The organism is Kosakonia sp., assembly GCF_032052965.1.
Lineage (GTDB): Bacteria > Pseudomonadota > Gammaproteobacteria > Enterobacterales > Enterobacteriaceae > Kosakonia.
Map to the genome: position 1 here is coordinate 206,577 of NZ_DAMBVN010000007.1, position 20,310 is coordinate 226,886.

32 protein-coding genes and 3 pseudogenes are annotated in these 20,310 nt (G+C 46.3%); 1 reads left to right on the top strand and 34 read right to left on the bottom strand.

Features of this window, described 5'->3' with window-relative positions; genetic code table 11:
* Positions 1–51: 51 nt before the first annotated feature.
* The 10 genes from RTX30_RS11570 to RTX30_RS11615 form a co-directional block, all read right to left on the bottom strand.
* The gene (locus RTX30_RS11570) at positions 52–411 is read right to left on the bottom strand and encodes an SMI1/KNR4 family protein (protein WP_312689864.1); all 360 of its coding nucleotides are present in this window, start codon (positions 409–411) and stop codon (positions 52–54) included.
* Positions 408–899: a hypothetical protein gene (locus RTX30_RS11575; RefSeq protein WP_312689866.1), complete on the bottom strand. Its 492-nt coding sequence runs from the start codon at positions 897–899 to the stop codon at positions 408–410. The genes RTX30_RS11570 and RTX30_RS11575 overlap by 4 nt, the downstream gene beginning before the upstream one ends.
* Positions 896–1,279, bottom strand: coding sequence for a hypothetical protein (locus tag RTX30_RS11580; RefSeq protein WP_312689868.1), 384 nt, complete (start codon positions 1,277–1,279; stop codon positions 896–898). The genes RTX30_RS11575 and RTX30_RS11580 overlap by 4 nt, the downstream gene beginning before the upstream one ends.
* Before the next feature lie 46 nt (positions 1,280–1,325).
* A complete protein-coding gene (locus RTX30_RS11585; protein ID WP_312689870.1) occupies positions 1,326–1,676 on the bottom strand; it encodes a hypothetical protein in 351 nt (116 codons plus the stop codon).
* 75 nt (positions 1,677–1,751) lie between these two features.
* Positions 1,752–2,291 (bottom strand): nuclease, encoded by a 540-nt coding sequence (locus tag RTX30_RS11590; RefSeq protein WP_312689872.1) that lies wholly within the window; start codon positions 2,289–2,291, stop codon positions 1,752–1,754.
* A 253-nt stretch (positions 2,292–2,544) separates the two neighbouring features.
* Positions 2,545–2,979: a hypothetical protein gene (locus RTX30_RS11595; protein ID WP_312689874.1), complete on the bottom strand. Its 435-nt coding sequence runs from the start codon at positions 2,977–2,979 to the stop codon at positions 2,545–2,547.
* Positions 2,980–2,994: 15 nt separating this feature from the next.
* Complete coding sequence (locus RTX30_RS11600) at positions 2,995–3,564, bottom strand: hypothetical protein (RefSeq protein ID WP_312689875.1); 570 nt, start codon at positions 3,562–3,564, stop codon at positions 2,995–2,997.
* On the bottom strand, positions 3,561–4,343 hold the full coding sequence (locus RTX30_RS11605; protein ID WP_312689876.1) for a hypothetical protein: 783 nt from the start codon (positions 4,341–4,343) through the stop codon (positions 3,561–3,563). The genes RTX30_RS11600 and RTX30_RS11605 overlap by 4 nt, the downstream gene beginning before the upstream one ends.
* Before the next feature lie 54 nt (positions 4,344–4,397).
* Positions 4,398–4,721: a hypothetical protein gene (locus tag RTX30_RS11610; protein WP_312689878.1), complete on the bottom strand. Its 324-nt coding sequence runs from the start codon at positions 4,719–4,721 to the stop codon at positions 4,398–4,400.
* 31 nt (positions 4,722–4,752) lie between these two features.
* On the bottom strand, positions 4,753–5,046 hold the full coding sequence (locus RTX30_RS11615; RefSeq protein WP_312689880.1) for a hypothetical protein: 294 nt from the start codon (positions 5,044–5,046) through the stop codon (positions 4,753–4,755).
* Positions 5,047–5,142: 96 nt separating this feature from the next.
* Here RTX30_RS11615 and RTX30_RS11620 point away from each other — a divergent pair, with 96 nt between their 5' ends.
* The gene (locus RTX30_RS11620) at positions 5,143–5,733 is read left to right on the top strand and encodes a DUF4291 domain-containing protein (protein ID WP_312689881.1); all 591 of its coding nucleotides are present in this window, start codon (positions 5,143–5,145) and stop codon (positions 5,731–5,733) included.
* 34 nt (positions 5,734–5,767) lie between these two features.
* Here RTX30_RS11620 and RTX30_RS11625 read toward each other — a convergent pair whose 3' ends face one another.
* The 24 genes and pseudogenes from RTX30_RS11625 to RTX30_RS11745 all read right to left on the bottom strand — a co-directional run.
* Complete coding sequence (locus RTX30_RS11625) at positions 5,768–6,214, bottom strand: hypothetical protein (RefSeq protein ID WP_312689882.1); 447 nt, start codon at positions 6,212–6,214, stop codon at positions 5,768–5,770.
* 63 nt (positions 6,215–6,277) lie between these two features.
* Complete coding sequence (locus RTX30_RS11630; protein ID WP_312689884.1) at positions 6,278–6,619, bottom strand: hypothetical protein; 342 nt, start codon at positions 6,617–6,619, stop codon at positions 6,278–6,280.
* Positions 6,609–7,088, bottom strand: coding sequence for a hypothetical protein (locus RTX30_RS11635; RefSeq protein ID WP_312689886.1), 480 nt, complete (start codon positions 7,086–7,088; stop codon positions 6,609–6,611). The genes RTX30_RS11630 and RTX30_RS11635 overlap by 11 nt, the downstream gene beginning before the upstream one ends.
* Positions 7,089–7,138: 50 nt before the next feature.
* Positions 7,139–7,918 carry an SMI1/KNR4 family protein gene (locus tag RTX30_RS11640; RefSeq protein WP_312689888.1) on the bottom strand — a complete coding sequence of 260 codons (780 nt, stop codon included), beginning with the start codon at positions 7,916–7,918 and terminating at the stop codon, positions 7,139–7,141.
* 69 nt (positions 7,919–7,987) lie between these two features.
* Positions 7,988–8,431, bottom strand: coding sequence for a DUF6386 family protein (locus RTX30_RS11645; protein ID WP_312689890.1), 444 nt, complete (start codon positions 8,429–8,431; stop codon positions 7,988–7,990).
* A 48-nt stretch (positions 8,432–8,479) separates the two neighbouring features.
* Entirely contained in the window at positions 8,480–8,728 is a 249-nt protein-coding gene (locus RTX30_RS11650) for a hypothetical protein (protein ID WP_312689892.1), read from the bottom strand.
* Positions 8,729–8,793: 65 nt separating this feature from the next.
* A complete protein-coding gene (locus RTX30_RS11655) occupies positions 8,794–9,228 on the bottom strand; it encodes an SMI1/KNR4 family protein (protein ID WP_312689893.1) in 435 nt (144 codons plus the stop codon).
* A gap of 29 nt (positions 9,229–9,257) precedes the next feature.
* Positions 9,258–9,737 carry a hypothetical protein gene (locus tag RTX30_RS11660; protein ID WP_312689894.1) on the bottom strand — a complete coding sequence of 160 codons (480 nt, stop codon included), beginning with the start codon at positions 9,735–9,737 and terminating at the stop codon, positions 9,258–9,260.
* Between the two features lie 110 nt (positions 9,738–9,847).
* Positions 9,848–10,189, bottom strand: a complete 342-nt coding sequence (locus tag RTX30_RS11665; RefSeq protein WP_312689896.1) for a hypothetical protein — start codon at positions 10,187–10,189, stop codon at positions 9,848–9,850.
* A gap of 157 nt (positions 10,190–10,346) precedes the next feature.
* Positions 10,347–11,135, bottom strand: a complete 789-nt coding sequence (locus tag RTX30_RS11670) for an Appr-1-p processing protein (protein WP_312689898.1) — start codon at positions 11,133–11,135, stop codon at positions 10,347–10,349.
* Positions 11,136–11,349: 214 nt separating this feature from the next.
* Positions 11,350–11,823: a hypothetical protein gene (locus tag RTX30_RS11675; RefSeq protein ID WP_312689900.1), complete on the bottom strand. Its 474-nt coding sequence runs from the start codon at positions 11,821–11,823 to the stop codon at positions 11,350–11,352.
* Between the two features lie 144 nt (positions 11,824–11,967).
* Positions 11,968–12,345: a hypothetical protein gene (locus tag RTX30_RS11680; protein ID WP_312689902.1), complete on the bottom strand. Its 378-nt coding sequence runs from the start codon at positions 12,343–12,345 to the stop codon at positions 11,968–11,970.
* A gap of 221 nt (positions 12,346–12,566) precedes the next feature.
* Positions 12,567–12,869 carry a hypothetical protein gene (locus tag RTX30_RS11685; protein WP_312689904.1) on the bottom strand — a complete coding sequence of 101 codons (303 nt, stop codon included), beginning with the start codon at positions 12,867–12,869 and terminating at the stop codon, positions 12,567–12,569.
* Positions 12,870–12,995: 126 nt separating this feature from the next.
* Entirely contained in the window at positions 12,996–13,316 is a 321-nt protein-coding gene (locus RTX30_RS11690) for an RHS domain-containing protein (RefSeq protein WP_312689906.1), read from the bottom strand.
* A 59-nt stretch (positions 13,317–13,375) separates the two neighbouring features.
* A complete protein-coding gene (locus RTX30_RS11695; RefSeq protein WP_312689908.1) occupies positions 13,376–13,750 on the bottom strand; it encodes a hypothetical protein in 375 nt (124 codons plus the stop codon).
* Positions 13,750–14,304: pseudogene (locus RTX30_RS11700) on the bottom strand (polymorphic toxin type 30 domain-containing protein); the annotation flags it as partial. The gene RTX30_RS11695 and the pseudogene RTX30_RS11700, both read right to left, overlap by 1 nt.
* A 303-nt stretch (positions 14,305–14,607) precedes the next feature.
* Positions 14,608–15,153 carry a hypothetical protein gene (locus RTX30_RS11710; protein WP_312689909.1) on the bottom strand — a complete coding sequence of 182 codons (546 nt, stop codon included), beginning with the start codon at positions 15,151–15,153 and terminating at the stop codon, positions 14,608–14,610.
* Between the two features lie 3 nt (positions 15,154–15,156).
* Positions 15,157–15,957 (bottom strand): annotated as a pseudogene (locus tag RTX30_RS11715) (AHH domain-containing protein); the annotation flags it as partial.
* 411 nt (positions 15,958–16,368) lie between these two features.
* Positions 16,369–16,701, bottom strand: coding sequence for a hypothetical protein (locus RTX30_RS11720; RefSeq protein ID WP_312689911.1), 333 nt, complete (start codon positions 16,699–16,701; stop codon positions 16,369–16,371).
* A 253-nt stretch (positions 16,702–16,954) separates the two neighbouring features.
* A complete protein-coding gene (locus RTX30_RS11725; protein WP_312689913.1) occupies positions 16,955–17,422 on the bottom strand; it encodes a hypothetical protein in 468 nt (155 codons plus the stop codon).
* A gap of 376 nt (positions 17,423–17,798) precedes the next feature.
* Positions 17,799–18,461: pseudogene (locus RTX30_RS11730) on the bottom strand (RHS repeat-associated core domain-containing protein); the annotation flags it as partial.
* A 71-nt stretch (positions 18,462–18,532) separates the two neighbouring features.
* Positions 18,533–18,913, bottom strand: coding sequence for a hypothetical protein (locus RTX30_RS11735; protein WP_312689915.1), 381 nt, complete (start codon positions 18,911–18,913; stop codon positions 18,533–18,535).
* A gap of 500 nt (positions 18,914–19,413) precedes the next feature.
* Entirely contained in the window at positions 19,414–19,710 is a 297-nt protein-coding gene (locus RTX30_RS11740) for a hypothetical protein (RefSeq protein WP_312689917.1), read from the bottom strand.
* Positions 19,711–19,717: 7 nt separating this feature from the next.
* Positions 19,718–20,310: RHS repeat-associated core domain-containing protein (locus RTX30_RS11745; protein WP_312689918.1), on the bottom strand; the 593-nt coding region annotated here is incomplete at its 5' end.

The window sequence follows — 20,310 nt, forward strand, 5'->3', positions numbered from 1 at the left end:
CCCGCACATGCGGGGCCTGTCCACGCCGCGATTGATACCGCTGCGCCGATCTCAGGCGCAGAGCTGGTCGATATCTTGCGCGAAGGGCTCCATTTGCAGGCTGCCCAGCGCGCCCAGGTCCTGTGTGTAGAGGGTTTCCTGGCCCGCACGCGCGTGAATGAAATAACCCCTGTCACCATCCTGACCTATCAACAGGTATTCCGGCTCCACCTGTTGGATAGCATAGGTCTGGTTGCGCTCCAGCAGATCATGGTAATTGAACAACACCAGAGCGTCGCCGTTCAGGGTGGTGATTTCCCAACATGCGTTTTCCCGGATCGTTTGTAATAAATAGCGGCGATAGCGCGGCGGCAATGTCATGCCCAGCACGCGTTCAAGGTGTTGCAGCGGAGGTGGCAGCAGCTCACTCATTTTCGTTTCTTCTTCACATTGGGTGCCAGCGGCGAGTGATCGTAAACGTAGATTTCGTTCAGCGTCAGCTCAGGCGGTATCTGGTAGAGGTGATCGGCGAGTTCGTCATGCGGCGAAGGCAGAGGAAACGACAGTCCATAATCGTTATCGACAATCAGTGCGCCGTGAAGAATGCGTACCTCTTTCACAAGCACGGAAAGCGTCTCCATGGTGATGCCCGGGTAGATCGTCTGCCGGTATTTGCCGCCGTAGGCCTGATTACAGCCCACCGACACGATGATATCCAGAGAATTGGTGAAGATGGCCATCGTACCGTTATTAATAAAATAACCGTGCATTGTCTCTGCCTGCGGGTGCGCGGGCGGGTAGATTTTCGTTTCCACCGTGAAGCGCTCAAGCAACTCTTCCAGATAGACATCAATCGACTGGCCAAGGCAGATATTGCCTAGCGAGTGATTACTGATGATGTCCGCATTCAGATCAATCATCCTTCCTCCTGCGTTGCCGGAAACCGGCCGTGAAGATACGCAGACCACAGTTGCGTGACAGCCCAGCCGCCCGCCTTTCCGGCAGCCAGACTTTTCGCAATCAGATCGACATCGTCAGCAATACGCGCCGCGATCTCTGCATTGCTGTTGATGCGAAAAGCATGTTTGAATGCTTTTTCGCGTAATGTATCGATAAACGTCAGCACCTGCGCCGGGAATGCCTGGGCCTGAAGTTCGCGATATGCCTGCATCCAGGCCTCATCAAATGCGGCTTCATCGCGCAAATCCAGGGCGGCGTCGGCGTCCAGCGATGCCAGAAAATCAAAAAATCCGTTGGCGGATAAGCGGTTATCCAGTTCGCTTAAGGCAGGATTTATCATCTTGTTGCTTGCTCCGTTGATGCGCGAATAGGGAGACGGCCAGCGCTTAGCGATAGATCCCACGCTGTTCTGCCTGCTCAATCCAGATGTCCTGAAGGCTCCCCTGGATCTCGTCATCCTGATAATGCACGGCAAAATCGCCATCAATCCCCTGCGGAAAATGACTGCCATCCAGCATGCCGAAGATAACCGAAGCGCTGTCGGCCATCGCCAGCTGTATAAAGCGCAACACATCCTGCTGCTGCGCTTTAGTAAGCGATGCCAGCGCATTTCTGGCCCTGCCGTAGACGTCGGCGTCGCTGTTCACCGGTTTGGTCAGCGCCTGCTGGTAACGTATAGCATTGTCGTCAAACAACGCGCGGGCAACCGCCTGCACCACCTGTTCATCACGCTCCATTATGTTCTCCTGCAATGTGGTTACCGCTTATGCCGCGACACCCTGAGGTCCGGTGCACATGCATAAAACGTGGCCTTATGCTATTTCCTGCCAGAAAGCGAGATTAACCGCGCCGACCGCGCCGGCAACCTCTTGCGGGCTGGCTGCCTGTAAAAACAGCGATCCAACGCCACGGATAAACAGCGCGAAACTGTCGGCAACCGGGCCGTCATCCGCCGCTGTCGGTTCGCTGGTCATGGCGTAAACGCGTTGATCCAGGGTATTAAGCAGCAAGGTATAAGGATCGGAAAGCGCAATCACAATGATCCCCTCAGGGCGGCGGACGCCGGGCCACCAGCGGTTAAACGCATCGCCCTGATTGAGCGCAATGACCTGCGCAAGGTAATCCTGCCCTGTGCCGAAAGCGATATTGCCAAGGGAGAAATGGTCCAGATCATAGCGGGAAAGAAACGCCAGAAAGTCACCGCTCAGCCTGACATTAAGGCTTTGCTCAAGCGCACGTATATCGCCTACCGGCCCGCGCCGTTTTATGAGCAGGAGCTCGTCCATCTCGCCATCAAAAGGTGAAAATTTTTCGGCCAGTTGCTGTTCAATATCCGCAAGCGTTAATAGCATTACATCCTCGTTTATAAGGTTTCCGTCACGTTGAACTGAATCATCCCGGCCTTTAATTCCCGCCAACGGCACCAGCAATGTTTCGCTGCCATGCACGATAAAATTTCAGGTACTTATGAGGATGTTTTTTAAAAGGCCGGCTCTTGCCATAGCGATAGATCTCGTCGACATAGTGATAAGCCTCATCCAGCTGGCCCGGTTCATATAAGGCCAGTGAGTGCCTTCCCAATAAATAACAGAGCCATGAAGAGCGTTAAAGACCTGCCATGTCGTAGCCTGTTGCGATAATTTCAATGTAGCTGTCGTAGCCGACCAGCAGATAATGCTTAAGATTTAGCCGTTGCAGCGGATCGTATAAACGCCCTTTCTGTTGAAGAAGAGGCGAGTCCATCACCTGATAAAAGCCCGACTGTGGGTGTAGATGTTTTTCCTGCCAACAGGCAATAACGTTCTCTACGTCCGGCTGTATCAGAAAATCATTATGATGAGCCTCAAAAAAGTTTAACGTGGTGCACCTTAGCTCAGCAACCGGGCGGAAATGCAGTTCAATCTCGCGATAAGTGTCATGGTGGTAATCAGCCAGCGTCTGTACATCAAGGCGAACGTTAACGCCGCCGGATTCGGTATAAACAGCCTGTAGATCGGTGGTAGAAATACGAAAACTAACAGCCTCGGGGGTTAATAGCATATCGGCTCCTGATGCTTATTCCGCTGGCTTGTTGTGCGCAGCCGGAGACGTTAATCCGTATTTATTCATCACATGACATGCTTTTGCGGCTACCGGCTGCCACGGACTTTCTGTTAATGCCTGTAATCCTGCAATGGCAGACGGCGTAGCTATTTTCGCCAGCGCATAAATACAGTCCGTCGCCAGGCTAAATATTCCGTCCTCGCGATCGTCGCAAAGGTAGTCATGATCGGTTGCAGCGCAACGATAAATGGCCGCCACCGCGCTTTCGCTGCGAGGCTTGAGTGTTAACAGCGCTCTGACAACTTCGGCATGCCGTTGATGCCAGGATGCCGTTAACGCCGGAATAAGTGCCTGGCTGTCCGGCGGTGAAAAGTGAAAATGAAAACCAAGGTATAAGGTTAACTCCAGCGCCAGCGCATCTTCCGTTTCTACTGCATGGCGCAACTCATCATGAATGAGGGTGCCGACCGTTTCTTTGCTGGCCGGGTAGAGAAGGAAAAACGCCGCATCGCTGATTTTCCCCTCGCGCAGCGGGCGGTTGTCGAGCACCGATAAAACCAGCGCCCGTTTGTCAGTTATCATGGCAGGTGCTTCCGTTTTTTTGTGGCATTTTCGCCTTTCCAGGCAATCAGTAATCCGGCTTCTCCCAGCGTCTGATTGACTTCAGCGATGCGCGCATCGCTGACCGTCCAGAGCCATAAATCGTCCTGCAATTGTTCAATGTCACCGGCGCCGGTTGTCGCGATCCAGGTTTGTAGCGGCATGCCCATTACCGGCTGCGCAAGATGATGGCGATTAACAACGTTAACGGGGTAAACCATCCGAAGCATGCTGCGCCTGTAGCGCTCCGCCCCGCAGAACCTGCCCGGCGTTTCCCGCTTAAACAACCCGGGATTTTCGCAGCCGAAAACAGACACCAGATTTTCGCCAGCCGCATAATAGTAAGCTTTGCTGATCGTGTCGCAGTGATACGCAATCCCGTAATCGAAATGCATCTCGCAGGCCATCATTCTGAGCAGAGCCGCCCTGTCCCCATGCGCAGGCAGTTGCATATCGATATGGTGAAACTGGCCGAACCCGGCGGTGGAAACACCGAAAGAAGCATACCAGGGCAGCGCGCCGGGCTTCTCGCTATACAATCTGAATGCGCTGACCTGCTGCGACGCCACTTTTTCCTGCAATTCGTCCAGCGTGGCCTCGATCAGATCGTGATCGCCTGGGTGATCGCCCTGCTGCAGGTCCTGGTTCCAGCCACAGGATGTGACGTCCAGCGCAGCGTGTTTGAAAAGCATAATGCCCAGCGCCAGCGCCGTAGCGGGTGAAACCTGTTCCGTGCCGTACAGTGCAATGCCTGAGTACATACCTCACCCTGTTTTCCGGTTATTTCCCGCCCCTGGTTTAAGGGATGTGGCGAATCAATCGCCGGGTTTTTCCCAGTAGCGAATTTTGTCCATTTCACGCTCCAGATCGCCCATATCGTCATCGCCCAGTTCATCATTAAACTTTGCAGATAATATAGCGCGCACCTTCGCCAGACGGTGCGTTACCCGGTTACGGTCGATAAAACCGGTAGTTTCCCGGCAATACGCCAGCGTATTCTCCGCTGTATCCTGTGTTGTTTCGCCATGATAATAGTGGCGGGCAATATCGCGCAGAGAAATCAGGATGTACTCAACCTCACTCAAAATCGCTAACGCCTCTTCACCGGTGAGCTGGATTTGTTCGTTTTCTGCTTTCATATAATCTCCACAGGCGCGGCTATATTTGTCTTCACTCCAGAAAGATCCGTTCTATATAGCGGTTAACCGCTGAGCTCATCCCGGCGAGTATGCGGGCATCTTCACCTGAAGCATATTTCAGGGCGCCCTCCAGATTATCACGCAGGAAAAACAGCGCCCAGGCAACGGATTTTGGGATCAGCGCGTTATCTTTATACACGGCAGCGAATGCATCCAATACCCGATACAGTTCGTCCACGGTGCCCTCCCCTGGTGTATTCGCCAGGCGGACATTCTCAACAATATCGAGAATCAACGCATTTACATGCGCAACACTGTTTTCCATAGTATCCCGTTATCTCTTACAGTACATTCTCATCGCGGCGCGTTACCACGCCAATTGCGCGGTAAAATTCCGCTATTCACTTAGGATGAGTAAAAGATGATACAAATAAATGAAAATACACCCGTCGCGGAACGGGAAATAAGAGCGTTTTATACTAACGACTTTATCCGCCTTTATCAGGCCTATTCCGACACCATTGCCGACAGCGCGTTGTCACACGGCACCTTTGTTTCACCGCCCTTTAGCATGACCCGTATGACGTGGATTAAGCCCTCTTTTCTGTGGATGATGTACCGCTGTGGCTGGGGCAAGAAAGATCCCAACCAGCAACGGGTACTGGCTATCGATCTCAGCCATGATGGATTTAAGCAGATCCTTAGCCAGGGCATTTTAAGCAGTCACCACAATGCCGTTTGCGAAGATCAGACCGAATGGAAAAGTAAAATCGCTGCGTCCGATGTTGTTATTCAGTGGGATCCGGAGCGGGATATTCACATGAATAAACTGCCCTGGCGCACGATTCAGATTGGCTTACGCAACGAGGCCGTGGCGGATTATTGCCAGAAATGGATCGTCAATATCACCGACGTCACCGCGCGTGCTACTGAAATCCACACGCTGATGAATGCCGGTAAAATTGACGAAGCCCTCCGACTGCTGCCGGAAGAGAAGATTTACTCCGTTTAATAAGGAGACATACCGTAGCGGCCCGGCAGAACAGTCAGCCGGAGGAAGAGTCGGTACGATTCTGCAAAAAATAATCGAGATACTTTTGTGGCCGCCCCTGAAATGCGCGGCGCTGGCCATATTGCCAGGCTTGCGCAAAATAGTTCAACGCCTCGTCGTAGGCCTTCAGTTCATAGCAGACCATTCCCAGGTCAATTAACGGCGCGGTATCTATCGCAGAATTGTTCGCTGCCAGGGCAATTTCGCCCCACGTTTTGGCTGCCGTGAAGTTCTGCAAATCGAAACAGGCGCTGTACAGACATGCCGCAACCCAGCTCGTTATGCTCCAGCTCATTCTGGGCTCGGGCAATAGCGCCCAGGCCTGTTGATAAGCGGCCAGTGCCTCGGCAATGTTCGCCCTCTCGTGATGGATATTGCCGGCTTCAACCAGCATTGTGATGCGATTTTCCAGTTCTGTGTCGAGATCAGCATGTTGCGTCATGTTCAGCCTGCCAGGGTAAAAATCGATCTTTCAGGCGAGTCCGCCTTCTTATTAGTGCATCTGTTAAACCGTACCGGTTTGCATAAACTCTTCGAGTTGCAGGATAAAGTGCGCTTTTTGCTTTGTGCGCTTCACATCCAGTACGCTGACATGAGTGATATGTCCCTTCCTGTCATAATCCTGCTTTTGTAAAACCAGCACGAATTCCCCGCCGGGCATTCCTTCGGGTTCGTACCGGGAGTCAAAACTTACGCCCAGACGTTTATTTTCACCGCTGATCAGCACCGCGCTGAAAAAGTAATCGGTATTTTCCGTCACTGGCTCAACTTCATAAAAATTATTAAGCTCAATAAACCACCCCGCTGGGACACGTAGCGGCTGCAAACCAACATTCTTATTCGCCATATCTTGCCGCCTTAAAATATAAGGCCGGAAGCGCAGCCAGCTGGCGAATTTCGTGATCATACGCGTGCCGATCGATACCTTTTAACGTGGCCATCCGTGCAAAAAATCGATGCGCCTGTGTTGCCATCTCACCAATAAATTCGGCCTTATCGACCACCGCCTTCACTTCGCCGTGGCAATCAACGCTGACCAGAACCTGCTCCCGCAACGGTGTAAACCGCACAGTAACAGGCTGGTCCGGGAAACAAGTTTCAAAAACGTCTCCTTTCGCAAGCGCCAGCAAACCCGACGTGAAATAGGCCCACAGCTGATCGACATAATCCCACATGGACTGATTGATCAGTTCCACACCGTTTATCCGTAACAGCAGAGCGCCATCAATATAGTCCGAATCTGTAATGGTGCCATCATAGGCAAAAACATCGACAAAGCCCTGCTCAGACTTAATAAAACTCTGCACCTCAATCATGGTAAACACCGTGTTCAGTCATACTAAGGAAATCCTCAGGGCCGGGTTAATTAATCCCTGGTATAGCGGGTAAAAGAGGCAAGAAATGCAGCAAAGTCTGGCCAGATGCCGAAGATTTCCGCCTGCTCATGCAAAATATAAAAATAGACCTGGCCGGGGTCGTTTTCTCTTAACGATACCGCATAGATGCCCGAACCTGGATCGTAAGCAAAAGGGAGTAACTCGCCTTTTTTAAAGCCTTCCGGCAGGCCCTCTTCATCGAACTGGTGGAAACAATCACACATCTCATCGACAGTAAAAAACGCATTGATGGGATAAATATAGGCTTCGTCATGAACATACGAAGGCAGCGGCTGACCGCCATTGAATGTCTGATATAACGCAATCATGCTGGCAGGCAAGGGCACAGACGTGAGTGCGGCCAGGCGCGCAATGTCATTTTCCGTTGCGGGTGGCAGACTATCGGTAAAAAACAGCGCCCCCTGATAATCTCCGGCAGCATCAATTACCTCCCTCAACCAGTCGGCGAAGGTGTCGAACACCGTTACGTTCTCATATCCGTCGCTCGCAAAGTCGTGAATGATAATGACACGCTCGCCCTGGTCCCGTTCCCAACAGGCTATATCGTCGTTATCTTCCCGGCGGGCGAAAGGCAGCAGAGCCCGCCCCGGATAGCGCGTTTTAACACCCTCATAGCGTGCTTTCAGCCTGTCGCCCTGCAGAATAATCCACGGGTCGAAATCCACCGTCCCTTGCGCACAGAGCCGCAAAAAATCCAGGGGATAGCTAAACCATGCGGGTAATTCACTGGCCGTTAAAAGTTGTGCCATGTTTTTCCTGCCTGTTATTTACACAAACCTAAGGGTTTCTATTTTTCCACAGCGGCACAAGCCGGGTATTTATATTCTCAGTAGATCCTGAATGTCATTCGATGCTTTCTCGTCGGGCGTGAAAGACAGAGATATCTGCGACTGTGATTTGCTGTAACGGACCTTATAGCAGCCCACCGGGAGTGACAGAAATAGGCCAGCCATCGCCGCGGAGCCGTCTGGCTCAAGATCGCCGCCGCTGGTATCTTCGCCTGCGCCAATAAACACCCTGCCGGAAGGAACACGCAGAAACAGCGAGGCGCAGGTTTCATCGAAATTATCACTGATTATCACGCGGTATTCGCCATCCTCGCCCAGATTAAGAAACAGCGCATTTCCCAGATTAATTTCTGCTATTTCATCCTCAGGAATGCTCCACCAGTCAGCATCGTCACCGACCCGGTGTTGCAAACACGCCAGGTCAAAAATAACCAACGTCGCCGTCCCGGTGACAAAAGTAAACGTCGTCTCCATCAGGCATCCTTTGAGGTGAAGGCGCAGCTATAAAACGCTAACGGAGGGTTATTCATAGCTTTTAGCAGCCATTAATACATCGGCAAAAACGCCCCAGCTAATATTCTGGGGAAGCGGCAACTGCCTGTTTTCGTAATAACCGTCCATATCTTCAATCCACGACGCCATGGCCTCAAGATAATCCGCAACGCTTTTATTTTGCCACGCTTCAGGTGAGTGTCGGGCATCGGTTGCTAATGCCTGTATCAGGGTTAGCAGTTCCTCCCGGTTATTTACCGGGAAATGTTCTTCACACATGCTGTGCTCCTTATCCGTTCTCTACGATGTTGGCACCAAAACGTCCCTCTATCGTACCCCCGATTTTATCGCAACAGATTTTCCGCACCGGCGCCCTCGATCAGTAAGGCTTCCAGCGATGGCGCAATAAACTGCGCATCCGCCATGTCCAGATTGCCAAAACCGACTTTGTAAAGGCCAAACCCGTTTTTACCCGGCGCATAGAAAATGACCTCACCCTCTTCATTGTCGCCAATAGCCAGAGCACGAGGCATATAATGTTGAATAAGATACGCCTCATTCATCTCCGCGCAGCCAGCAGCGCCCCATACCCGTAAATAAACGGCATTGTTAACGAGAATTTCCGCTTCGGTCATTTGCGAGATAAAACACAGATACTCATCTGGAACAGGCGAATCGCTAAATAACGCTTTCAATGAATATATTGCTTCAGCATTATCCGGGGCAGCATGTTCCACCAGTCGATATAGACGATGAAGTTTAAAAAAATCGTGCGTCATTCAGGCTCCTTATGCGCTTACCCACTGTATTAAATCGCGATGATCTTGTGTTGCGCATAACCGACAGGCCAGTGCCCGGCGCAATAAATATGGGTGATAAATTCCCAGCGATGCCCAAGTGAAAAGTAGCGTTCGGTGATCAATTGCCGGAAGGCAAAACAGAGGGAATTTCTGGCGGCAGCGCTAAAGTCGTGCGGGCCAGTCATAAAGCGGCTTTTATCCATATTTCGCGTTGCAGCCATCGCACACTGGTTAATGGCCTTACGCAACACCATCAGTTCTTGCGGGTTGGCTTGCTTTTTATAGAAGGGATCGTCCTGCGCAGGTGAGGTAGGTAGCCAGTCAGTGCGTTTGTATAAACCCTGAAAATCACTATCAGACGGTTCAACAAAGACTTTTTTGACATCCGTAATGAGAATAATATTTTCGTCATTACAATCGTTCACACCCATGCTGGAGAAGAAGCGCGACTGCGCCATTCTCTCTATTTCTTCACTGATATCAACCATAGGCACGCCTGATAAAAATAGGTATTGGTAAAACCTGAAGCGCAGAATAACAACAATACAGTGCAGTGTGGATGATGATTTTCACCACGTTAATCCCGACCAACTGGAGATTAAGGCAAAGGATGTGGAGCCCAACGTCGTCTCGTCCACTGTAGTGCGTGATCAGATAACAGGGCTTTAATCCGTGCCTCAAACGCTTCATTGAAGTGGTCATCAGAAGAGATAATCACATCCAGAACATAGTGTTCGTCGCACAATAATTCACTCAGTCGGTCCTCTTTATCAATCACCTTTATTTCAAAGCCCTGACAGACCGCACAGGCAATATAGCGCCCTTTATCATCATGACAGATGAGTGGCTGTTGAAAAGCACGCTCGAACTTGCAAAGTAGCTCGTCGAACGTCCCCTCTTCCGCCAGGACAAAACTCAACCACCGTTTATTGCTCGTCATATCGCCTCGTAGACAAACCCTATACTCCTTTACTTAAACGCAGCACCAATAGCGAAAATGCTCTTCTTCGATTGTTATGCATGACAACATCAGCGGATACACGCGTGAAGATGCATATCGACAAATATTGCATGGTTGTTCGCAGTCTGCCTGGGATTCATTCCCCTGTGAAGACCCGACACTCAATGCGTTTGTAGCAAACATGTTTCTCTATTAACCGCTCAATTTCTTTCCCGTCTCCACCCTCTGGCTCCGGTGCGATAAGAGGCATTTGTACAGACAGGCGATGTGCTAACGCAAAATCCGATAATAGGGAGAGGCATTTTTCCAGCGCAGGATAAGACACAGACTGTTTTTGGTCGCGATCGCTATTTTTGCTCCCATCCTGACAAATCATATTCGCCACAAAAATGCTGTTTTCGGCATCAGCATTTATAAACTGCGTGTCCCCTAAGGACAGGCTTTTCTCTTCAGCGTAGCACTTTGAATACGCTTCCCTTGCTGATGGGTAATTTTCAGATAAAGATAAAACGAAGCCTTTATCCCATTCTCCCTGAGTATTCACGATATGTGCGATAATTGTCGACGCGCCAACAGGCACAGCGGCATTGCCAGTAACATACTGAATTTTATGCTTCTCCTGACAATAACCCAATGCTACCGACCAGACCTCTTCAAATTCACGCCTGGTGATAATCGGTGAAGCAGAAAGGTCTAACTCACTTTTCTGACCATCATAAAGTAGATAACCAATTTTATCGTTACGCTCTTTTAAAGAGGCCGAAGCATGATAGACCCCGTCCAGGACGCTGATTTGCCTTGTCGCAATTTCACCCATAAATTCAGTATATAAAACCCCCTCTCCTGCAATAAACTCCGCAGCTGATTTGCGATACTCAACAGCAGGAAGAGCAGTGTTAACAGATAACGATTCTGGCATAGGCATTCAGGCATCCTGTATTGTTAATTTTAAATGGACTCGTTAATGTGTAAGGTCTGTTCTTCCCCAATAATATCGCCATTGCTATCGGTTGACGGTGCCTGCCAGGCCTCAGTATAGCGTTACCCTCACAGACAGCTAAAACAGCATAACTCCCGCGTATCACATCCGGGTTGGAAACCACAAAATTTCTCTGCCTTTTGGCATTCCATTAATTACGTCAGTAAATTACTAACCTGCCCACTGGCCATTCCCCCTCCCAGCCACAGGGGACATGCCCATTCTCATAAACATCGATTAGGAATTCGAAGAAGAGTTTACCCTTGAGATGATTTTTATAAACATCTTCCATCAAAAAACTCACCAAATCCCATTTAATACTATCCAGAACGGCATTTTCAGCGATCCCTGCCTTTTTTACTAATAGAATGATTTCAGCACCCACTATTTTCTGGGCGTCTCTTGCACAGGTATTCCAGTTTTGATAATCATTACTGTGCTTTTTTGCTAAATAGCCTGTTATTTCATTCCGTGCCTCAAGGGTGATATCTTCCCAATCATCACCAGTTATCGCTTTAATAAAATCCTTGTCATTGGCAACTTGCGTTACATGTTCTAAAGCAGTTGGTTTTCCAATATTGGTAAACCAGTTGATGTTCAGCAAACGATCTACTGCTAATTGTGAGATATTCATGGTTTCACCTAATTGAACTCTTTCTGTATTTCATAAACATTTCCAGGCCACCCTGCATCTGCTTTGACGGGCGGACGTAAGCTGTTGCCGAAGCGTGATGAGGAGGCAGCAGCATAGTAGAAACCTTAAAATAAACATAGCCAATCAATCATTAAAAATTAACGATGCGTTAGCAAGGTTATGCTCTTTTATATAGTTATCCTCCCAGGCAAGATAACCCTCAGGCGCTGTGTGACTGTATCCTTTATCAAAATAACGATCGCCATGAGACATCACCATGGCCCAATAATACTCTTCCTCATGGCCTAACAAACATGCTGCAAGGTAATTTTGCGGTGGAAGGGTAAACAGTGGTGTATTATTTATTATTTCCTGCGCCTCTTTTTCACTTTTTCCGCCATAAAAAATCATAATCCCTCTAATAAGAGAAACCCATGTGGCGAAATTAACGATGACAAATTCATCCGGGTTGTCGGCACTTACAAAAACTAAACCATCTTGTAATTTTTCGTTTTCGTTCATCTTATGCGTTCACTCTACCAACTCGCGTTACCAAAGGAAGAAGCTACCTATTCTATAAACACCACGACGTATATATTTCATTCGTAATTCACAATTGCATACTGGAATAATAAGACGCCTCAACCGAAATAAGACACCATTCAGACTGAAAATACTTTCATGCATAAACACCTTTGTAAAGCCGAACACTGAATAAATAAAAAGTTTCCTGGTAAAACACCTTAAGTCAAGCAATCAACTACCAGAGCATCTAATTCAATCCATGCATCCTCTAATATAATTGATATTTTAGGTTTAATATCCTTTCCATCAAAGCTGGCACAAGCATTTCGTATCATCTGAGGAATGGTATATAAATACAAGGCTAATTCCTTATCTATGACAACTTCTTTTTTCAAAGCAATAGCAGCTTCTTTTAAATTTAAAATCAGTTTTCTATATTCTGACTCATTGAAATCCATTTTTATGCAGACATCATCTACAAAGCTATTTGTCATTATCTCTTTTTTAATAATTTCTAACATACAAGCCTCAATTACGGAATGATATTTCCGAATACTATTTTCATATAAATCAAGGCCACATGATGTACTGAATCAGAACCTTTGATAATAGGCATTTTTAAACACCCATTACTTTCTGAAATGTATTTAAATCAATAATGCCGTATTTTTATTATAAACAGGTATTAATAATTTACCATGCGCTGCGAAAAAGTGTAGTCGTTCGGCCAGGTACTGGCCCTGGAAGCGCAGGTTCTGCGGCACATCCCACTCCGCATACACGCTTTCGTGCTGGCTGCGGCCCCAGGCGGTGGAGGTGCCGCGCCACACGATTTCGCCGTGGCTGTCGGTCACTTTCTCCGGCAGGCCGTTGATTTCCGTGTGGTACCCGTACATCTCCGCGTGCTGCTGGCGGCTGTCGATACGGGCCAGCGGCTCGTAGCTGTTTCCCGTATAGACATACTGCACGGCTGCGTCCGGGTCGCTGTCGCTGCGCTCGCCTGCAATTTATAAAATATTTTTAATATTCATATCAAAATATCGTCAAGGCATTCTAAAATTTCAGACGTTGAATTAGAATCATCATGTTTACTTCTCCATTTTATTAATTCATCAAATGGAAGTATAATGTTAAATTTTTTAGCATAGCGAGAAATTTCGCTCATTGTAACAATTGAGTCAAATCTATTATTATATTCATTGCTAAAAAAGAATACGTTTATTAACGATGACCAAACCAACCTAACAACGTCTGGTTCTGCCACCTCTTTTGTAATGTATGCGGAAGAGAACATATCATTGACAGAACCAATTAACTCAAACATATTCACACATCCAGACTCTAATGCCGCATCTATTTTACGAGACTTATCTCTCAAAAATGAATCATTTTCCAATGACATTATTCAACTCCTGGAAAAACAGTGGGTTTAACAATGGGGATATGAACATCGTTTATTACTGATGGATTGTAATAGGGGCTGCTTTCATTGAAAACTACTGGTGGATGATAAGTCCCATTAATATCCATACTTTTCTTTCCATCCATGATTCTCACGACCCACCCTTGACTAGCATTAGAACCAGAAGGAGCCAGAGGGTCTACTCCATGTATCCTAACAGTTGTAGTACCACCGCTTTCATTTGCCCACTTATATTCAAAACCATAATCTCCTACATATCCTTCAGGAGGGGTTAACTTACGTACCCGCGCATTTTTCGGAATAGAGATCAAATCAATTCCATCAGCTCGTTTGATTGTATTTCCATGTAGAGAACATGCACCCAACCCCAGCGGATCAACCCAGACCAGCGGATCCACAACATACGTATACGTGTTCAGCCCGCCCGCCAGCCCTATCGGGTCCATCTGGGTGTAGCAGCCGCCGGTGGGGTCATAGTAGCGGAAGGTGTTGTAGTGCAGTCCCGTTTCGCGGTCCAGATACTGGCCCCGGAAGACACGTTAAATGACCCTGCCACAAAACAGGTGATATGAACTACCGCCCCGAGGGTTTCACCATCTGACCCGGCATTGCGCGTCATTTTACGTTCGCCTAAACCTTCCTTACCTTTACCAACAACATTCTGGCACAGTCAGATTCGTGAAAATTCTCACGTCCGTCAGCATGTGCGTAGGGTTGCTAACAACCCGCCGCGCTTTGCAGTTGTTGCGTTTTTAAAGGATAATAGTTGATTATTCCTTATAAAATAAATGACTGAAAAATTGACAATTTCAACATTAAATTAGCACTCCTTGGTTTTATTTTTTCAAAACAGCCGGATTAAATATAACAACTTCACCACTGTTTTTGGCCCCACACGGTAAACATCCTTTCTTAAAAATATCAAAAATATTTTCCAAAACTGAACCCTCAACTATTCCATAAATAATCCTCTGCGTAGAAATCATATTTAACATATAAATAACCTCATCACTTACCTCGCTAATAAAATTATTATATTCATTATTTTCAGCCAACCCCATTTTTTTTCTTAATAAATATGCCTTTCTTTTTCTTATGTTCTCCTTTAATACATCCGCTTTTTTTTCCGCCACCGCATTTTTTATTATTTGTTGCGCCTCATTATATTTTTGATGGATGCTAATTGCAGATATAATATCTGAAAAATAATCGTCCCAAACCACGTAGGGGGCTGATACATCTTGATCAAAAAGCAGGCGCAACGCTTCATGATAGTTTTTTATTACCTCATAACTACCTAAATTTTCCTGTGTCCCTCCAAGAAAGGAAGGGTCATATGAAAAAAAAATAGGTTCCAAATATAATGATTTATCATTTTGCATAGTTTACCTCAGAATGTTTGTCCATATATCATAAACACGCGCTCTGCCAATCATTGCATTGTCAGAGCCAAATATATCACTATTATACATATCCTTAGATCTTATAGGCACACCGTTTTCCATAGCCCTCCGCGCTGTGTTTTGTATATCATTAACTTGATTAGCAATAGTCGTTGTAGATTGGTTTAGATCTATTCTATCGAGCGCATCTTTTATTGCATCAGTATATCCATGATGGTTCCCTTGATGTCTGGACATAGCGCTTGTAGCACCATCTGCTTTTCGCAAAAAAATTCCATTTTGTGCATCATCAATATAATAATTTAGCTTTTTTAAAGCCGGATGATCGGCTAATTGCTTAGGGATTATGTGGTGAGCCTGGTAACCTTTCCACGATGTCGAACGAGGCAGCTCCATACTCGCCATCATATTTTTACCAAGAGTTGTAGAACAACCAGCCAACCCCAGCGGATCAACCCATACCAGCGGATCGACAACATACGTATACGTGTTCAGTCCCCCCGCCAGCCCTATCGGGTCCATCTGGGTGTAGCAGCCGCCGGTGGGGTCATAGTAGCGGAAGGTGTTGTAGTGCAGTCCCGTTTCGCGGTCCAGGTACTGGCCCTGGAAGCGCAGGTTCTGCGGCACGTCCCACTCCGCATACACGCTTCCCCGCTGGCTGCGGCCCCAGGCGGTGGAGGTGCCGTGCCACACAATTTCACCGCGGCTATCGGTCACTTTCTCCGGCAGGCCGTTGATTTCCGTGTGATACCAGTACATCTCCGCGTGCTGCTGGCAGCTTTCGAACGGACCGCCCACAATTGATAAACTAAAGCATATTTATGGCGTATAACAGGTAAACCAAAATAGTTTTATAAGGCCAACGAGCAATTTTTCTTAATTATAGATGTCATGAAATAATAACTCGCAAGGATTAAATAAACGACAAATCCATTTTGTAGTAAATACTTCCAAGAAAGCATCACAATGACGCCAAGTACTGTTCGGCAAGTTCAACAACCTCCTCATCAAAATTAACCATACCAATATTAATATGAAGAGTTAACAGATCATTTGCATTTATCAGAACAAGAAAATCCCCGATATCTTTATATAAATAATAATCAAGTTCTTGGGAGTGGAAGTCCGATATAATTACCTTAATCATTTCTGTATAATGTATTAACCATCCTCGATGGAGGATAAGATCTCTTGCTACTTTTTTTCCTCTTCATTACCAATGATGAACGAATAGATTAAATTCTTGACAAACTTAGCCGAAGAAGATAAGTCTAAAAAACCATCGCGAACTACTTTTAGTGTAACTAACCTGGTTTCAGCATCATCAGAACAGATAAGCAGTTCCCAATCGGGATGGTATTTAACTATAAGGCGTTGCACGTTGTAATGATATTCATTTATAACCATCTCCTGGTTTTCATATAACGGCCAACTGATTCCTTCCTGTTGAACCGTCAGAAAGAAATCTCTAGTTTTTCTGTTAAGAATACCCTCAATAGAAAAGAAGTCTTCAAGGAATTTATTCATATTTTACCTCCGTACTCCCATGGCAATGCATTAAATAGATCGTTAAATTCATCGACAGTCATATCTCTTGTTGGATATATAGTTGAATGTCCCGGAGACATGTATCCCCCTGGCATATCTCGGTTTATTACATGCTTTGTTATAGGCATCAAACCTGGATTAAAGAATCTGATATTTCACGTGCCCTTAAGAAAAAATGGAAAGCCTATGCAGAAAGCTTTCCAAATTAATTGAAATTGACTTATTCTTTCATTTAAGGTACCCAGAACGAATAATCAGAAACATAGATTTCGTTTAATTTTAAATCTAAAGGGATATCCTCTAAATAATCTGCTATTTCATTATAAGGCGCAGGCAGCGTGAAAGAAAGACCATAATCTTCATCAATGATTAGCGTTCCATTTAGAATACGTTGCGAGCCAGTTAACCTTAACAAATCACCCATGGTTATCCCTGGATATAATTTTTCGTTATATTTTCCTTTATATTTCTCATTACATCCCACGCCAATAATTGTACCTTGCTCTTTTGTAGTGATACTCACAATACCATTAAGTATGTATGCTACATTTGTTTCATTGAAAGGGAAAGGAATCGTATATTCCTTAGTTTCCACATTGAAATTCTCGTACATATATTGCATGTAATGAGATATATTATCATTCAAATGGATATTCCCAATTGAAGTAAAAGATATTATATCCGCTTGAAGATCAATCATTTCATCCACCATTCATCAATATGCCATCTACATAGACAGGCGACTCTTTAATAAGATCAAAATTTTTAAAATCACCATACCCTATCCGTCCCAAAACCTCATCCGGCCCATTCCCAGCAACTTTATAAACTTTCCAATAATCATTACCATGCAAATTAGGCTGAGATGATGAACCACCTGGATGATAATCCAATTTATAAGTTGTACCGGCCTTGGTTTTTTTCACATAAACGATATGTTGAATAGCCTTTTCATTACTTGATTGCGGGCTTGTAGCGGTCCAACCTTTTGATGTTAAGTAATCATGAACATCCAAAGGTTTTTTCCCGGTTAAACGATCCACCCAACGCTTAGTAATCCTATCCCGACGATTGAACCCTTTTGAAGGCGAACACATCAACCCCAGCGGATCAACCCATACCAGCGGATCGACAACATACGTATACGTGTTCAGTCCCCCCGCCAGCCCTATCGGGTCCATCTGGGTGTAGCAGCCCCCGGTGGGGTCGTAGTAGCGGAAGGTGTTGTAGTGCAGTCCCGTTTCGCGGTCCAGGTACTGCCCCTGGAAACGCAGGTTCTGCGGCACGTCCCACTCCGCATACACGCTTTCGTGCTGGCTGCGGCCCCAGGCGGTGGAGGTGCCGCGCCACACGATTTCGCCGTGGCTGTCGGTCACTTTCTCCGGCAGGCCGTTGATTTCCGTGTGGTACCAGTACATCTCCGCATGCTGCTGCCGGCTGTCGATACGGGCCAGCGGCTCGTAGCTGTTTTCCGTATAGACATACTGCACGGCTGCGTCCGGGTCGCTGTCGCTGCGCTCGCCCACCATCTGCAGGCCGGACCACGCGTACTGCGTGCGTTCCGGTCTGCGGGCGTGGCGTCGCCACACCTGTTTCTCCGTGCGGCGGCCCAGGGCGTCGTAGCGGTACTCTGCCCGGGTGAACGCCGGGTCGCCCTCAATTTCTACCCGGCTGATGCGCTGCTCATCGTCGTAGCTGAAACGCTGCGTGATGCCGCGATGACTATCGTGGCGCTCTGTTTCGGTATCCTTACTTACATATATTATGATTGAATATATCTATCAGTACTAAGCAAATAATTGGAAAACGATTATTCATTAAACTCAAAACTTTCCGCAGCTAATTTATTCTCATCTCTAAACTGTTTCTCCCATTCAAAATAACCTGCAGGTTCTTGGGTGCTAATGCCTTTATTCCAGTATTGTTCGCCGTGAGCCATCAACATAGCCCAATGATATTCAGTCTCGTGACAACGAACAATTACAGCCATGTAATTATCACATGCATTCTCAATTAAAGGGTTATTGTAAATTATAGAATCCATTTCAGAGTCTAACTTATCGGTGTACTTCAATAGTATTTCTTTAATCACCTCAACCCAAGCATGAAAATTAAAAACGACAGATTCATTAATGTTTTTATCATTAACAAACATCATCCCATCAATAATTTTCGACTTATCTATCATCATTAACACCTTTTTTCTTAAACTTATCGAATAAAGCTGCTGCTTTTTCTGAAAAAATAGCCACCTGACTCCCTCTACCTATAGGCGATTTCCCGTCTCTTACTGCTCCAGGGTTTCCTACCATAGGTCCGCTTACAGCATCATGAGTATGAGAAAGTATCCCTTTTCTGCCCTTAGTAACAAAGTCGGACCATTCTCCATTGCTGAGTCAAATATTTTAATATCTCGTTTTGCCATCTCATGGTTCTAGAAATCTAGCTGAATAGCAGTCGACTGGTTACTGCAGGTTCTAAAAATCAGAATTCTCAAAGAAACCGAAAAGTTAAGGACACTATGTTAAAATTAAAATTGAGCAGAGTTGATTTACTATCATGTCAAAAAAACGGCAAAATGGAGAATCAACTTGATTATATATAAAAGCAGTTAAAGACATCTGTAAAATACTCTCATGCCTTAACACAAGGCCGGAAAAATCGTTGAGATTACTTCCGACCTGTTGTTTACTAATCGCTACTAACTCTTATGTATTTCATTTCACCATTATTTATTAAATTTTTTATTTCCTTTATATCTATTCCTTCTAGCGAATTAACTTCACAAATATGAATTAGCTCATTAATAAATAAAATGGCATCATTTTCCTTAAAAATACTGTCAGCACGGTAATAATCTTTTATTTTTCTTAAATATTTTAGACTACTCCATCTTGTCTTGTTAGAAAAAATAGATGAATGTAATGATTCGCTGATATCAAAATGAAAAATTTCACCTGAAACATTTATATGTAAATCTAATGCCATAACTACCTCATAATATCATATCTGTTATTTTAGCATCCCTGAATACACTTTGCGGGAATGCAGTAACCAGATCACCATTTGATTCAACCACAACTCTAACTTTTGTCAAAAGTTCACCTTCAGGGGTTCGACCTACCGCTTTCGATAAAGTTTTTTCATAAACGAACCGAGAACCATCACGTGTTATTCGATCTGGATTACGGAAAACATGTCTAACTGTTGATTTCCATTCCGCGTTTCCTATAACCCATTTACTTTTATGCTCCCAGCCAATTTTATTTCCTACGTGTCGCTCTTTAACATGTTGAACTCCCCCACGAGTCAAATTGACTTTTGATGGTAACGAACACCCAGCCAACCCCAACGGATCCACCCATCCCAGCGGATCGACAACATACGTATACGTGTTCAGTCCCCCCGCCAGCCCTATCGGGTCCATCTGGGTGTAGCAGCCGCCGGTGGGGTCATAGTAGCGGAAGGTGTTGTAGTGCAGTCCCGTTTCACGGTCCAGGTACTGGCCCTGGAAGCGCAGGTTCTGCGGCACATCCCACTCCGCATACACGCTTTCGTGCTGGCTGCGGCCCCAGGCGGTGGAGGTGC